15 protein-coding genes and 1 tRNA gene are annotated in these 13815 nt (G+C 69.8%); 5 read left to right on the top strand and 11 right to left on the bottom strand.

Going from position 1 to position 13815, the window contains the following annotated elements; all coding sequences use genetic code 11:
- Window positions 1–21 precede the first annotated feature (21 nt).
- The 5 genes from groL to DEA06_RS08740 all read right to left on the bottom strand — a co-directional run bounded on the left by groL (window position 22) and on the right by DEA06_RS08740 (window position 4068).
- Window positions 22–1641 carry a chaperonin GroEL gene (groL, locus tag DEA06_RS08720; protein ID WP_116647586.1) on the bottom strand — a complete coding sequence of 540 codons (1620 nt, stop codon included), beginning with the start codon at window positions 1639–1641 and terminating at the stop codon, window positions 22–24.
- Between the two features lie 180 nt (window positions 1642–1821).
- Entirely contained in the window at window positions 1822–2022 is a 201-nt protein-coding gene (locus DEA06_RS08725; protein WP_116647655.1) for a cold-shock protein, read from the bottom strand.
- Between the two features lie 136 nt (window positions 2023–2158).
- On the bottom strand, window positions 2159–2752 hold the full coding sequence (locus DEA06_RS08730) for a LytR C-terminal domain-containing protein (protein WP_116647587.1): 594 nt from the start codon (window positions 2750–2752) through the stop codon (window positions 2159–2161).
- A gap of 35 nt (window positions 2753–2787) precedes the next feature.
- Window positions 2788–3042 carry a DUF3263 domain-containing protein gene (locus tag DEA06_RS08735; RefSeq protein ID WP_116647588.1) on the bottom strand — a complete coding sequence of 85 codons (255 nt, stop codon included), beginning with the start codon at window positions 3040–3042 and terminating at the stop codon, window positions 2788–2790.
- A 9-nt stretch (window positions 3043–3051) separates the two neighbouring features.
- On the bottom strand, window positions 3052–4068 hold the full coding sequence (locus tag DEA06_RS08740; protein ID WP_240606876.1) for a DUF2332 family protein: 1017 nt from the start codon (window positions 4066–4068) through the stop codon (window positions 3052–3054).
- A 74-nt stretch (window positions 4069–4142) separates the two neighbouring features.
- Between DEA06_RS08740 and msrB the strand changes: the two genes are divergently transcribed.
- Window positions 4143–4550, top strand: coding sequence for a peptide-methionine (R)-S-oxide reductase MsrB (gene msrB / locus DEA06_RS08745; RefSeq protein WP_116647590.1), 408 nt, complete (start codon window positions 4143–4145; stop codon window positions 4548–4550).
- Window positions 4547–5110 carry a nitroreductase family protein gene (locus DEA06_RS08750; RefSeq protein WP_116647591.1) on the top strand — a complete coding sequence of 188 codons (564 nt, stop codon included), beginning with the start codon at window positions 4547–4549 and terminating at the stop codon, window positions 5108–5110. Before msrB ends, DEA06_RS08750 begins: the two co-directional genes overlap by 4 nt.
- An 84-nt stretch (window positions 5111–5194) precedes the next feature.
- Here the strand turns inward: DEA06_RS08750 and DEA06_RS08755 are convergent, their stop codons facing one another.
- The 3 genes from DEA06_RS08755 to DEA06_RS08770 all read right to left on the bottom strand — a co-directional run bounded on the left by DEA06_RS08755 (window position 5195) and on the right by DEA06_RS08770 (window position 6813).
- Entirely contained in the window at window positions 5195–5551 is a 357-nt protein-coding gene (locus tag DEA06_RS08755) for an ATP-dependent DNA ligase (RefSeq protein WP_116647592.1), read from the bottom strand.
- A 145-nt stretch (window positions 5552–5696) separates the two neighbouring features.
- Window positions 5697–5772: transfer RNA gene (locus tag DEA06_RS08765), tRNA-Thr, on the bottom strand.
- A gap of 33 nt (window positions 5773–5805) precedes the next feature.
- Window positions 5806–6813 (bottom strand): thioredoxin domain-containing protein, encoded by a 1008-nt coding sequence (locus tag DEA06_RS08770; protein WP_116647593.1) that lies wholly within the window; start codon window positions 6811–6813, stop codon window positions 5806–5808.
- A gap of 253 nt (window positions 6814–7066) precedes the next feature.
- On the opposite strand from DEA06_RS08770, the gene ugpC reads away from it, so the two are divergent.
- Both ugpC and DEA06_RS08780 read left to right on the top strand, forming a co-directional pair.
- Window positions 7067–8170: a sn-glycerol-3-phosphate ABC transporter ATP-binding protein UgpC gene (gene ugpC, locus DEA06_RS08775; RefSeq protein WP_116647594.1), complete on the top strand. Its 1104-nt coding sequence runs from the start codon at window positions 7067–7069 to the stop codon at window positions 8168–8170.
- A 104-nt stretch (window positions 8171–8274) separates the two neighbouring features.
- Window positions 8275–9579, top strand: a complete 1305-nt coding sequence (locus DEA06_RS08780) for a DUF4032 domain-containing protein (RefSeq protein WP_116647656.1) — start codon at window positions 8275–8277, stop codon at window positions 9577–9579.
- A gap of 44 nt (window positions 9580–9623) precedes the next feature.
- On the opposite strand, the gene DEA06_RS08785 is transcribed toward DEA06_RS08780, so the two are convergent.
- The 3 genes from DEA06_RS08785 to cysS form a co-directional block, all read right to left on the bottom strand.
- Window positions 9624–10265 (bottom strand): NAD(P)H-binding protein, encoded by a 642-nt coding sequence (locus DEA06_RS08785; RefSeq protein WP_116647657.1) that lies wholly within the window; start codon window positions 10263–10265, stop codon window positions 9624–9626.
- Window positions 10266–10332: 67 nt separating this feature from the next.
- Window positions 10333–11340: a 23S rRNA (guanosine(2251)-2'-O)-methyltransferase RlmB gene (gene rlmB, locus DEA06_RS08790; protein WP_116647595.1), complete on the bottom strand. Its 1008-nt coding sequence runs from the start codon at window positions 11338–11340 to the stop codon at window positions 10333–10335.
- Window positions 11333–12760: a cysteine--tRNA ligase gene (gene cysS, locus DEA06_RS08795; RefSeq protein ID WP_116647596.1), complete on the bottom strand. Its 1428-nt coding sequence runs from the start codon at window positions 12758–12760 to the stop codon at window positions 11333–11335. Before cysS ends, rlmB begins: the two co-directional genes overlap by 8 nt.
- A 63-nt stretch (window positions 12761–12823) precedes the next feature.
- Here cysS and DEA06_RS08800 point away from each other — a divergent pair, with 63 nt between their 5' ends.
- On the top strand, window positions 12824–13744 hold the full coding sequence (locus DEA06_RS08800) for an EamA family transporter (RefSeq protein WP_116647597.1): 921 nt from the start codon (window positions 12824–12826) through the stop codon (window positions 13742–13744).
- Window positions 13745–13815 lie beyond the last annotated feature (71 nt).

The following is a 13815-nucleotide window of genomic DNA, read 5'->3' on the forward strand; positions in this document are numbered from 1 at the left end:
TTCTTTTCGACTAAGCGTGGATCAGAAGTCCATGCCGCCGGTCGGGTCGCCGGCCGGAGCCGCCGCCTTCTCGGGCTTGTCGGCGACGACGGCCTCGGTCGTGAGGAACAGGCCCGCGATGGATGCTGCGTTCTGCAGCGCCGAGCGCGTCACCTTGGCCGGGTCGATGATGCCCTGCTCGAACAGGTCGCCGTACTCGCCGGTCGCGGCGTTGAGGCCGTGTCCGACGGGGAGCTCCGCGACCTTGTTCGCGACGACACCGGGCTCGAGACCGGCGTTCAGCGCGATCTGCTTGAGCGGGGCCTCGATCGCGACACGCACGATGTTCGCACCGGTCGCCTCGTCGCCCGTGAGCGAGAGGGTCGCCAGGGCGACCTTGCCGGCCTGGATGAGCGCGACGCCACCACCGGCGACGATGCCCTCTTCGACGGCGGCCTTCGCGTTGCGAACGGCGTCTTCGATGCGGTGCTTGCGCTCCTTGAGCTCGACCTCGGTCGCCGCACCCGCCTTGATGACGGCGACGCCGCCGGCGAGCTTGGCGAGGCGCTCCTGGAGCTTCTCGCGGTCGTAGTCGCTGTCGGTGTTCTCGATCTCGCGGCGGATCTGGGTCACGCGACCCTCGATCTGAGCCGAGTCGCCCGCACCCTCGACGATGGTCGTCTCGTCCTTGGTGATGATGACCTTGCGCGCACGGCCGAGCAGGTCGGTCGTGGCGTTCTCGAGCTTGAGGCCGACCTCTTCGGTGATGACCTGGCCGCCGGTGAGGATCGCGATGTCCTGCAGCTGCGCCTTGCGACGGTCTCCGAAGCCGGGAGCCTTGACGGCGACCGACTTGAAGATGCCGCGGATCTTGTTGAGAACCAGCGTCGCGAGAGCTTCGCCCTCGACGTCCTCGGCGATGATGAGGAGCTCTTTGCCCTCCTGGATCACCTTGTCGACGATGGGGAGGAGATCCTTGATGTTCGAGATCTTCTGGTTCGCGATCAGGATGTAGGGGTCTTCGAAGACCGCTTCCTGGCGCTCGGGGTCGGTGACGAAGTAGGGGTTGATGTACCCCTTGTCGAAACGCATACCCTCGGTGAGCTCGAGCTCGGTGCCGAAGGTGTTCGACTCCTCGACGGTGACGACGCCTTCCTTGCCGACCTTGTCGATGGCCTCGGCGATGAGCTCGCCGATGGCGGGGTCAGCGGCAGAGATCGACGCGGTCGCGGCGATCTGAGCCTTGCCGTCGACCTCCTTCGCGCTGGCGAGGAGCTCGTCGGTGATGGCCTTGACGGCCTTCTCGATGCCCTTCTTGAGCGAGATGGGGTCGGCGCCGGCTGCGACGTTGCGCAGGCCTTCGCGAACGAGTGCCTGAGCGAGCACCGTGGCCGTCGTCGTGCCGTCACCGGCGACGTCGTCGGTCTTCTTGGCGACCTCCTTGACGAGCTCGGCGCCGATCTTCTCGAACGGGTCGTCGAGTTCGATCTCCTTGGCGATCGAGACGCCGTCGTTCGTGATGGTGGGAGCGCCCCACTTCTTCTCGAGCACGACGTTGCGGCCACGGGGGCCCAGCGTCACCTTGACGGCGTCGGCGAGAATGTTGAGGCCGCGCTCGAGACCGCGACGGGCCTCCTCATCGAAAGCGATGATTTTTGCCATGTTTTGTCGTCCCTCCCGGACGTTGGGTAGACAGAGTCTTTAGCACTCAGCGAAGCCGAGTGCTAATCCCATCTTGGCACTCTCCCCTAGGGAGTGCAAGCTGCGGCGAGCGCCCTGACGCAAAGAGAAACGCCGCAGCATCCGACACGGGATGCTGCGGCGAAGACGTGAGACGACGGGTCAGACCACGCGCACCGATTCGGCCTGGGGGCCCTTCTGCCCGGCACCCACCGTGAACTCGACCGCCTGGCCCTCCTCGAGGACGCGGAAGCCGGTCATGTCGATGTTCGAGTAATGGACGAAGACGTCCTGGCCATCACCCGCGGTGATGAAGCCGAAGCCTTTTTCGGCGTTGAACCATTTGACGGTGCCCTGGGTCATGCGACTCTCCTGATGCTGTGCGACGAGCCCCATGTTAGGCACGCCCCACCCGGCCGATCATCGTCCGGAGGCATACTGTGACACGCGTGCATCCAAGTGTTTACGCGCCGGAAACACAGGCCGCGCGAACCGGGTGTCAGGGCGCGGGAGTGGCTCCGGCGACCCGGTCGGTGCCGATCACGACCACCAGGCGCACCGCCTGCGTCTCGTCGGCGTCGGTGGCGGGGTTGTCTTCGACCGGATAGGCGTCGTACTGCGAGCTCTGGGCGACCTGCGCCCCGCCGATGACGTCGGCGACCCCCATCGCCGCCGCCTCGTCGTCGGTCCGCGAGTAGTAGACGGTGGTCGTCTCGAACGACCCGCCCGCGTCACCCGGCAACACCGATTCGGGGTTCCAGCCCGCCGTGACCAGGACGTCCTTGGTCTGCGTGGCGAGCCCCTGCTGCCCGGACGCGTTCAGCACGATGACCGTGGAGCTGGTGTCGACCACGGCAGCCACCTCGGGAAGGGAAGCCGCCGTCGGCGCGGTGGTCGGAAACAGCGCAAGGCGCCCCGAGACCACCAGCGAGCCGAAGATCCCCGCGGCGACCAGCACGATGGTCGCGACCACGGCCCACAACAGGATGACGCCGCCGCGCAGGCGGGGGTTCTCGGAACGGTGCGCTCCCACACGGCCGGTCTCGTCTGCGAGGTCGTCGAAGCGGTCTCGCGGATACGTCGGGTTCGGCACCCGACGATGCTACCCGTCGGCGCCCAGCAGACCTGTCAGCGTGACGCCGTGCGCGTCACTCGCGCGGCGCGCGCCGCCTCCCGCGCCTCGCGGAGTCGGCGAAGCCGGCGCACGAGCATCGGATCGTGCTCGAGTGCATCGGCCGTATCGATCAACCGTCCGAGCAGCTGGTAGTAGCGAGCGGGCGGCATGCCCAGGTCGGAACGGATCGCCTCTTCCTTCGAACCGTCGTGACGGCGCCACTCGGCCTCGAAGGCGAGCAGGGCGCGATCGCGGTCGGAGAGGGGCACCCCCTCACGCTAGCTCGGCGTCGCGGAGTTTGCGCGCAGCCACTCCACGCTCGCACCGAGCGGATCGACCGCGGCGAGGATCTCTCCGTCGAGGCCGAGGGCGAACCTCCCCGGCCACGGCTCGGGCACGGCCGTCCACCCGTCGTGCAGCCCCGGTTCGTCGATCGTGATCCACCGTCCCGCTGCGCGCGCGGCGGCGATCATCGCCGCGCGGTCGCGACGGGGAACGTGCGCGAGAATGCCCGGGGTCGTGACCACCAGAGTGGCGTCGCGGGGGGCGAGCGCGGCGATCTCGGCAAGGAGCACGGATGCGTCACCCGCTGCCATCAGCGCGGGCTCGGCGGCGGCGATGTCGAGCGCGGCGGTGATCCGCTCGACGCGGCCGGTCTCACCCGGCCACGCGAGCCCCTCGATCCAGCGGCGGTCGTCGGTATCGCGCGCGTCTCGCGGGTGCAGGTCGATCCCCGCCCGCCAGACGATCTCGGGCATGCGCAACGGGGGCACTCCGACGAGGGCACTGTCGTTAAGGGCACTCTCGAGCACGACGGGGCTGACTCCCGCGGCGGGGTCGAGCGCCAGAACCCCCTCCTCGGTGGCGTAGCGGTAGGAGTACCGATCGGGGTAGAGGCAGAGTCCGGCACTCGCCCCCACCTCCAGCAGGGCGATCGGGCCGTCGACGAGCGAGAGCGCGGGCAACAGTGCCGCGCAGCGCAGCGGCTCGTTGGTCTGGATGCTGCGCGCCGAGCACTCGACGACGACGGCGCGAGCGTGCGCGGCGAGCCAGTGGGCCCATGCGCGGTAGTCGCTCTCCGGCGCCCCGAGCAGGCGCGTCACGGCGAACACCAGGGGCGGTTGACGATGCGTCTCGGGAATCTGCGCGAGGATCGCCCGCGCCCCGGCGTCGGATGCGACGCCCGCCGCCCACTCGGCGTAGAGGGCGGAACGCCCCGGCGCCTCGACCTCGGCGAAGCGGCGGTACCTCGCGCCGATCGCGACGTCGAGGGCGGTCGCAGCATCCTGATCCACTCCCCCATCTTCGCGGCAAGGCCGGGCCCGCGCCGCGCGGCATCGGGTTGAATAGAGGTGGAAAGGATCCGCAGATGACATACGCCGTCAGCAAGACCGACGAGGAGTGGCGCGCAGAGCTCGGCGCCGACCAGTACGCCGTGCTCCGTCAGGCCGCCACCGAACGCGCCTGGACGGGCGAGCTGCTCGACGAGAAGCGCGCGGGACTCTACGCCTGCGCCGCGTGCGGAGCCGAGCTCTTCCAGAGCGGCACGAAGTTCGACTCGAACTGCGGTTGGCCGAGCTTCTACGAGTCGGTGCGTCCGGAGGCGGTCGAACTCATCGCCGACAACACGCTCGGCATGGTGCGCACCGAGGTGCGCTGTGCGAGCTGCGGCTCGCATCTCGGCCACGTGTTCCCCGACGGATACGGCACGCCGACCGGTGACCGCTACTGCATGAATTCGCTCGCGCTGGAGTTCACGCCCGGCGACGACGCATGAGCGCGACGCTCGAGGCCGTCCGCTCGCGTCGATCGTGGTCGAAGGTCACCGATGTGGCGCCGACGCGCGCCGAACTGGAAGACCTGATCTCTGCGGCGGGGAGGGTCGCCGACCATTCGTCGTTGCGGCCCTGGCGGATCATCGAACTGCGCGGCGACGACCGCGAGGTCTTGGGCCGGGCGATGAACAAGGCCACCGGCCACAAGGGCGCCTCGTCCAAGCCGATGCGCGCGCCGCTGCTGCTCGCCGTGGTCGCCAGCTACCGCAAGAGCAAGGTGCCCCGCTGGGAGCAGGAGGCGGTGGCGTCCGGCGTCGCCCACATGATGAGCCTTCTGCTCGATGACGCCGGATGGGGCGTGTTCTGGCGCACCGGCGACTACACCCGCAGCAAGGCCGTCGCGAAGGCGCACGGCCTGGAGAAGAACGAGGAGCTGCTGGGCTGGCTGTACGTCGGCGGCAAGCCTCCCGTGAAGCGTGAGGCCCGCCGCAAGGTCGTCGACGCCACCCGCCACCTCTCGCGGATGCCCGCCCCGAAGAAGGGTCGCGGGGACGACTCCTAGCGAGGGACGCTGCGGTGGGTCCCCGGCGAACCGCGGCGTCCGAGAAGTCGGGCACCGCGGATCGTTTCGGCCGCAGCGCGCCCCTCACGCGGGGACGAGGCCGCTCCCTCCCGATGCGCCATCGCGCCGACCGGTGGCATGACCCGGCCCGACGAAGCCTCTCAGATCCAAGCCGTTGGGGCTGTGGGCCTCGTCGAGCATCTTCTCGAAGACCTCGCGGTCGATCTTGTCGACGCGCGCCGTGTACACCTGAATCACGAGCGGCACCGAGGGCGAGATCCACAGGCTGCGGTAGCCCCCGGTTCCTTCGAGCCCCACGGAGAGCATGAACGGTTCTGCCCGTCGAAGCTTGGTGGCCACCACGACGCGTAACGGCAGCAAGATCTCGTCGGGGATGTCGTAGCCGGATTTCGCGTCGTTGTTGTACGTCAGTCGTCCCACAGGACGAATGCTACGGCCGATCTCCGACATTGCTCCGACGCGCCCCGTATGACACGTACGGGTCGACGCCCACTTCATGGTGCCGGCTACAGGACTTGAACCTGCAACCCCCGTATGACAACGTACGGGTCGACGCCCATCTGCGTGGTGCCGGCTACAGGACTTGAACCTGCAACCCCCGTATTACAAGTACGGTGCGCTACCAATTGCGCCAAGCCGGCGGAGCGCCCAGTCTATCGGCGCACGGGCACGCCTTACGGAGCGGCGGTGGCGGTCTCTTCAGGAGCCGCGGTCTGTGCCGGAGCGGCCGTCTCGGCAGGGGTCGCCGTGGGGGTGGGCGTCGGCGTGGCGGTGCGGAAGTAGGCGTCGCTCGCGACGGCGAAGACGAACTGCTGGAACTCCTTCGGGTCGCTCAGCTTGCCCACGTAGGGCGTGCCGTTGACGAGCACCTTCGGCATGCTGTCGAGGGTGAGCCCTTCGGTGTCGGGCAGCCCCTTGAGAGCGCGATCGGTCGCCGCCTTCGCCCAGGCCGCGAACTCCTCGTTCTCGATACACGAGCGCACGGTCGTGGGGTCGGTGACGCTCGAGCCCTGCGCGAGGTCGGCGAGTTCCGAATCGGAGTGTCCGTCGGTGTCGATCTCGGGCTGAGCGCGCAGCAGCTCGTTGTTGAAGTCGAAGAACCGCTCGGGCGAGTGCGTGGCGACGCAGGCGGCCGCGCTCGCGGCACGCAGCGAGTACTTCGTTCCGTTCGACTTCGCCGTGAGCATCGCGACGGGGTAGTAGGTGAGCGACGCGGTGTCGCTGCTCACCCACTGCGAGAGCTGCGACCGGTTGGCGAGCTGGAACTCGCGTGCACCGGCGGAGAGGTAGTCGACGTACACGCGGATGTCGACCGCGGGGGCGGCCGTCGGTGTCGTGGTCGGCGCGGCTTCGCCCTCGACCGCAGCATCCGTCGGCTCGGGCACGGGGGTGGCGTCTGCGATCGAACCGTCGCCGCCGCCGACAGCGGTGATGTCGGAGACGGTGAAACCGTCCTGCGACGCGTTCTCGGGCTGCGCCTGGGGGGTGGATGCTGTGGAGTCGAGCGCCCACGCGACACCGAAGGCCGTGCCGCCGACGACGACGAGCGCAGCCACGCCGATCAGCACGCCGCGCAGGATGCGCAGGCGAGACTGCTTCGTCTGAACCTGCTGCGCTTTCTCGCGGACGGCCTCTCGGCGGTCGCGCTTGGCGGGCACGTTCGGGGACTCGTCGTGGGACATGAAACCTTCTGGAAAAGACGTGCGCCGGCTCGGATCCCGGCGTGCCGCAGGAGAACGCGGTCGAATGACGATGCTAGCCAGGCAGGCTGGGAAAAGCCCAGACGCACGGCCGATCCGTGGCCCCACCCGAGCGGGTCCGGGTCGTGACATAATGACCCTGCGCCCGAAGCCGTGCGCACGGGGCCTACCCGCCCCGCTCATTCCATCACTACGGATCGTCCGGCACGTACCTGCCGGTGAAGGAGAAGAGAATATGGCGTCCGTCACGTTTGACAACGCAACCCGTCTGTACCCCGGTGGCACGCGCCCCGCGGTCGACAAGCTCAACCTCGAGGTGAGCGATGGCGAGTTCCTCGTTCTCGTCGGCCCCTCCGGTTGCGGAAAGTCCACGTCCCTGCGCATGCTCGCGGGCCTCGAAGAGGTCAACGACGGTCGCATCCTCATCGGTGACCGCGACGTCACCGATGTGCCCCCGAAAGACCGCGACATCGCGATGGTCTTCCAGAACTACGCGCTCTACCCGCACATGACGGTTGCCGAGAACATGGGCTTCGCGCTCAAGATCGCCGGCGTCGGCAAGGACGAGCGCGCCACCCGCGTGCTCGAGGCCGCCAAGCTCCTCGACCTCGAGGAGTACCTGACCCGCAAGCCGAAGGCGCTCTCGGGTGGTCAGCGTCAGCGCGTCGCCATGGGCCGCGCCATCGTGCGTCAGCCCCAGGTCTTCCTCATGGACGAGCCGCTGTCGAACCTCGACGCCAAGCTCCGCGTGCAGACCCGCACCCAGATCGCGTCGCTGCAGCGTCGCCTCGGCGTCACCACGGTCTACGTCACGCACGACCAGACCGAGGCGCTCACCATGGGCGACCGCATCGCGGTTCTCAAGGACGGCATCCTCCAGCAGGTCGGCACCCCGCGCGACCTGTACGAGAAGCCGAACAACGTGTTCGTCGCCGGCTTCATCGGTTCGCCGGCCATGAACCTGTTCTCGGCCGACCTCGCCGAGGGCGGCGTGCGCTTCGGCACGGAGGTCGTTCCGCTCGACCGCGACACCGTCGGCCGCGCCAACGGCAGCCAGGTCACCGTGGGTGTGCGCCCCGAAGACATCGTGGTCGGCCCCGCCGACGGCAAGGGTCTCTCGGTCGTCGTCGACCTCGTCGAGGAACTCGGCGCAGACGGCTACCTCTACGGCCACACCGAGATCAACGGCAAGCGCGCCGACCTCGTCGCGCGCGTCGACGGCCGCAGCCACCCGAACGCGGGCGAGACGGTCACCCTGGCCGCCAGCGCCGGTCACGTGCACGCGTTCGACGCCGACTCGGGCGAGCGCCTGAACGACAAGGCCATCGCCTCGGCGTAAGCCAGCACGCACAACGTCAGAAGCACCGTCGCGGCGCGTCCGTCGGTCCTCGATTCCATCGAAGGATCCGACGGGCGCGCCGCGTCTTTGTGAAGGAAGGTCTCGTGTCCGACTCCCTCAGCATCACCGCCAGCTCCGTCGACCCGGGGCTGCTCGCCCTCCCCTGGTCGACGCCCCTCGCCGACTGGCCGAGCAGCAACATCGTGTTCCTCCCGAAGGGCCTCTCCCGGCACCTGGTGCGGTTCGCGAACCTGTCGGGCCGCGTGGTCGCCATCAAGGAGACCACCGAGGAGATGGCGCGCCGCGAGTACGACATGCTCGGCAACCTCACCCGCCTCGACGCCCCGTGCGTCGATCGCGTCGCCGTGATCGCGGGCAGGACCGACGCCGACGGCGAGCCCCTCCCCGCGGCGCTCGTCACCGCCCACCTGCGCTTCTCGCTGCCCTACCGCGCGCTGTTCACCCAAGTGCTGCGGCCGGATACCGCCACGCGGCTCGTCGACGCCCTCGCGGTGCTGCTGGTGCGCCTGCACAACGTGGGCTTCTTCTGGGGCGACGTCTCACTGTCGAACACCCTCTTCCGCCGCGACGCGGGCGCCTTCGCGGCCTACCTCGTCGACGCCGAGACCGGCGAGCTGCACGAGGGCGGCCTGACGCGCGGCCAGCGCGAGCACGATCTCGACGTGGCCCGCACGAACATCGCCGGCGAGATCATGGACCTCGAGGCGGGCGGGCGCCTCGAGGGCGGCATCGACGCGGTGCAGATCGCCGACGGCATCATGTCGTCGTACTGGTCGCTGTGGGCGGCCCTCACCGACCAGGAGACCTTCACCGTCGACGAGTCGTGGCGCATCACCGAGCGGGTGCAGCGCCTCAACGCGCTGGGATTCGACATCGGCGAGATGTCGATGCAGACGACCTCCGACGGCACGCGCGTGGCGATCGAACCCAAGGTCGTCGACGCCGGACACCACCAACGGCGCCTCATCCGATTGACCGGCTTGGACGTCGAGGAGAACCAGGCCCGACGACTGCTGAACGATCTCGACGAGTTCCGCGCGCGCATCTCTCGCCTGGGCGCCGACGAGGAGATGGTCGCCCACGAGTGGCTCACCCGCGTGTTCGAGCCGATCGTCATGGCGATCCCCTTCGACCTGCGCGCGAAGCTCGAGCCCGCCGAGGTGTTCCACCAGGTGCTGGAGCACCGCTGGTACATGTCGCAGGCACGCGGGCGCGCCGTGCCGCTGGCGGAGGTGCTGACCTCCTACATCGACGACGTGCTGCGCCACCGCCGCGACGAGGCCACTCTGATGGGCCCGTCGACCGAGACGCTGACGATCCCCGTCATCACGGGCAGCATCCCGACCCCCGACCCCGCCGACGACATCGACTGGCGCGACCTCGTCTGACCTGGCGCGCTGACCGCGAAACCCGTTCGGGCGTCAGAAGAGCGTCAGTAGCCGACGGTGAAGCGGCCGCGCGGATGCTGCGGCGACTCGATCTCGTCGATCACGGCGACCCCCAGGTCGGGCCCGGAGATGAACGATTCGCCCTCGGCGTCGGTCACGAGCACGTCGCCGCCGTCGCGGTACGAACCCGTACGCTCGCCCGGCGCCCACGCGCCGAAACCGCCGGCGGGGTGCACGTAGAACCAGTCGCGCGATGCCGGCGTGCGCTCGAGGTCTTCGAGGATCTCGATGGCCTCCCGCGCTTCGGGCTTGTACTCGTCGGCGAAGCCGTCGGTGTCGATGAGCCGCGGTCCTCCTGCGGCGACGAGGCTTCCGCCCGCGCCGCCGACGACGCCGATCCGCACCGTGTCGGGCAGAGCCGCGACGAGCTCGGCAACGGCCGGGCGCACCTTTCCGAGCATGTCGCCGCGGCCGGGCACGGTCGACACGATCACGTCGACCCCCTGCAGCTCGGCGACGAGGTTCGGTACGTCGAGCAGGGTGCCCTCGATGTAGGTCGCGCCCTCGACGCGCTCGTTGGGCACGGTGCGTGCGACCGAGACCACCGTGTGACCACGGCGGACTCCCTCGGCGAGGATGTGGCTGCCGGCGTAGCCGGTTCCTCCGATGACGGCGATACGGGCCATGACGTTCCCTTCGATCGGTGCGCGGATCATCGAGCGGGCCTCGGCGGGGTCAGCCCCGCCGACGGCGTCACTCGCGGACGGAGCGCAGAGTGGAGACCTGGTACAGGGCGACGGATGCTGCGATCCCGGCGTTCAGCGACTCGGTGGCCGTCGAGATCGGGATCGAGACGATCTGGTCGCACGTCTCGGTCACCAGGCGCGACAGGCCCTTGCCCTCGGAGCCCACCACGATGATGACGGGACGGTCGGCGAGATCGAGCGCCGGCAGCGACACATCGCCGTCACCGTCGAGACCGAGCACGAACACGCCCTGCTTCTTGAGGTCCTTGAGGGTGGCGGTCAGGTTCGGCGCGAGTGCCACGGGAATGCGGGCGGCGGCTCCCGCGCTCGTCTTCCAGGCGGCCGAGTTGACCCCGGCGGACCGCCGCTGCGGAATGATCAGGCCCTGCCCGCCGAAAGCGGCGGTCGAGCGGATGATGGCACCGAGGTTGCGCGGATCGGTGACCCCGTCGAGGGCGACCAGCAACGGCAGCTCTCCCCGGTCGATGATCTGCTCGAGCAGGTCCTGCGGGTGCGCGTACTCGTAGGGCGGCACCTTGAGCGCCACGCCCTGGTGAACACCGTCGAACCCGGCCATGCGGTCGAGCTCGGGACGAGTGACCTCGAGCACGGGGATCTGCCGGTTCGTCGCGATCGAGAGCATCTCCTTCACGCGGTCATCCATCTCGACGCGCTGGGCGATGTAGAACGCCGTCGCGGGGATCTTCGCCCGCAGCGCCTCGAGCACCGAGTTGCGACCGGTGACCGTTTCGGTGTCGTCGTCCTGCTTCGGCCGTCCGCCGCGGCTGGCGTTACCGCCGGTCGCGCGCACGGCGGGTCGGCCGCCCTTGCCGCCACCAGCCGCGGCGAGGCGCTCCTGGGCGGCCTTGCGCTTGCCGGCGGGGTGCCAGGCGCGCTCCTCGGCCTTGGGGGTGGGTCCGCGCCCCTCGAGGGCCCGCTTGTTCTTGCCGCCCGTGCCTTTGGTCGGGCCCTTCTTCTTGCCACGCCCGGCCGACGGGTTTCCGAAATTAGCCACGGTTCACGCTCCAATGGGTCCCCTCGGGACCGTCTTCGAGGACGATGCCGGCCGCCGCGATCGCATCGCGGATGCGGTCGGCCGTCGCCCAGTCCTTGCTCGCTCGCGCATCGGCGCGTTGGTTGATCATGGTGAGCACGAGGGCGTCGAGGGCGGCGGCATCGGCGCCATCGCCGTCGTGCGACCATCGGGGGTCGAGGGGGTCGATGCCGAGAACGCCCGTCATGACGGCCACGGCGGCGAAGGCAGCGGCGACGGCGTCGCGGTCTCCGGTGTCGAGGGCGAGGTTGCCCTCGCGCACGGTCTCGTGGATGACGGCGAGCGCCTGCGGCACGCCGAGGTCGTCGTCGAGGGCGGCGGCGAACCGCTCGGGCACCGCGGCATCCATCTTCCGTCCGCCCTCATCGGGGGCGAGCAGCCGCACCGCGCGCTCCTCGAAGGTGCGGATGCGCTCGAGAGCGGCCTCGGCCTCCGAGAACGCGCGATCGGAGATGTCGAGGCTCGAGCGGTAGTGGGCCGCGCCGAGCGCGTAGCGCACGACGAGCGGGTCGCGCTCGGCGAGCACGTCGTCGGCGAGCACGAAGTTGCCGATCGACTTCGACATCTTCTGGCCGTCGACGGTGACGAGTCCGTTGTGCACCCAGTACCGCGCGAACGCGTCTCCGGCGGCCGTCGACTGGGCGAGCTCGTTCTCGTGGTGCGGAAAGCGCAGATCGAGCCCGCCGCCGTGGATGTCGAACTCCGCGCCGAGGTAGCGGCGTGACATCGCGGAGCACTCGATGTGCCAGCCCGGGCGTCCGGGGCCCCACGGGGAGTCCCAGATCGCGCTGGTGGGCTCGCCCGCCTTGGCGCCCTTCCACAGGGCGAAGTCACGAGGATCGCGTTTGCCGCGGGGGTCGGCATCGGCGGCCGGCTCCATCGCGTCGAGCGACTGATGGGTCAGCGAGCCGTAGTCGCCCCACGACCGCACGTCGAAATAGACGTCTCCCGCGGCATCCGCGCTCGCTGCCGAGGGGTAGGCGTGCCCCGCGTCGATCAGCCGCGCGATGAGCTCCTGCATCTGCGGGATCGACGCCGTGGCGCGCGGCTCGTAGGTCGGCGGGAGAATCCCGATCGCGGCGTAGGCGCGTGAGAAGGCGAGCTCCATACGGTAGGCGAGCGCCCACCAGGGCTCGACGGCTGTCGCGTTGGCGAGCACCTTGTCGTCGATGTCGGTGACGTTGCGGACGAAGGTGACACGACCGAAGCGGTGCGCGAGCCAGCGGCGCAGGATGTCGAACGCGAGGGCCGCGCGCACGTGGCCGATGTGTGGTCCTGACTGCACGGTCGGGCCGCAGACGTAGATCGAGACGTTTCCGGGGTCGAGCGGGACGAAGTCGCGCAGGGCCTGCGCTTTCGTGTCGTACAGCCGGAGAGTCACCGCTCCAGCCTACCCGGGGCCCTCGTGGCGTAACGGGCGCCCGGCAGCCGATAGAACTGGAGGATGCTCGCCCTGATCGCCGTGGTCGCCGCCGCCGTTCTCTTCGGCACGACGGGCACGTCCCAAGCGCTCGGTCCCGCCGATACGACGCCCCTCGCGGTGGGGGCGATGCGGCTCGCCATCGGCGGTACGGCGCTGGCGGCGATCGGGCTGTCGCTCGGCGCACGGTCGCGCCGTCGCGCATCGGCTTCGCCGCGCCTGACTCCGCGCGCCGTCGCACTCATGGCGGTCACCGGCGTGTGCCTGGCCGTCTACCAGCCGCTGTTCTTCCTCGGCACCGAGCGCAACGGCGTCGCGGTGGGCACCGTGGTGGCGCTCGGCTCGGCGCCCGTGATCGCCGGACTGATCGAGTGGGCCCTCACGAAGCGTCGCCCCTCGGTGGTCTGGGTGGCAGCGACGACCCTCGCCCTCGTCGGCGTCGTGTTACTGGGCGTCGGCGGCGCAGACGGCGCCGCCGGTGCCGACCCGCTCGGTTTCGTCGGCTCGGTCGGAGCGGGCGCCTCGTTCGCGGTGTTCGCGAACGCGCAGCGCCGGCTCATGGACGGCGGATGGGATCCGTTCACCGTCGCCGGCGCGATGGGCGCGACGTCGGCGGCCGTGGCCTTCGCGGCGCTGCCGTTCGTCGACCTGTCGTGGCTCGGTGCGCCCGGCGGGCTCGCCATGTCGCTCTGGCTGGGGCTCGCGACGATCGCCGTCGCCTACACGCTCTTCACGTGGGGACTCGGCCGCCTCACCGCGTCGGTGGCGGCGACCCTCACGCTCGCCGAACCCCTGACCGCGGGAGTGCTCGGGGTCGCGGTGCTCGGCGAACGTCTCTCCCCGCTCGCGGTCGGCGGACTCGCCGTCCTGGGCGCGGGCCTGGTGCTCCTGGCCGTCGGATCCCGGCCACGCCGCGATCCGGCACCGTTCGCCGTCGAGGGCTGACATCGACGCGCGGAGCCGACGCTTTCCTCGGCCGCGGAGTCGGACGGATGCTGCTACGCCGCGGGCGCCGT

The organism is Microbacterium sp. Gd 4-13, assembly GCF_003095395.1.
Taxonomy (GTDB): Bacteria; Actinomycetota; Actinomycetes; order Actinomycetales; family Microbacteriaceae; genus Microbacterium.

Coding starts and splice junctions, on each gene's coding strand:
- groL (WP_116647586.1), bottom strand. CDS start 1,641: ATGGCAAAAATCATCGCTTTCGATGAGGAGGCCCGTCGCGGTCTCGAG.
- DEA06_RS08725 (WP_116647655.1), bottom strand. CDS start 2,022: ATGACCCAGGGCACCGTCAAATGGTTCAACGCCGAAAAAGGCTTCGGC.
- msrB (WP_116647590.1), top strand. CDS start 4,143: ATGACATACGCCGTCAGCAAGACCGACGAGGAGTGGCGCGCAGAGCTC.
- DEA06_RS08750 (WP_116647591.1), top strand. CDS start 4,547: ATGAGCGCGACGCTCGAGGCCGTCCGCTCGCGTCGATCGTGGTCGAAG.
- DEA06_RS08770 (WP_116647593.1), bottom strand. CDS start 6,813: ATGTCCCACGACGAGTCCCCGAACGTGCCCGCCAAGCGCGACCGCCGA.
- ugpC (WP_116647594.1), top strand. CDS start 7,067: ATGGCGTCCGTCACGTTTGACAACGCAACCCGTCTGTACCCCGGTGGC.
- DEA06_RS08785 (WP_116647657.1), bottom strand. CDS start 10,265: ATGGCCCGTATCGCCGTCATCGGAGGAACCGGCTACGCCGGCAGCCAC.
- DEA06_RS08800 (WP_116647597.1), top strand. CDS start 12,824: ATGCTCGCCCTGATCGCCGTGGTCGCCGCCGCCGTTCTCTTCGGCACG.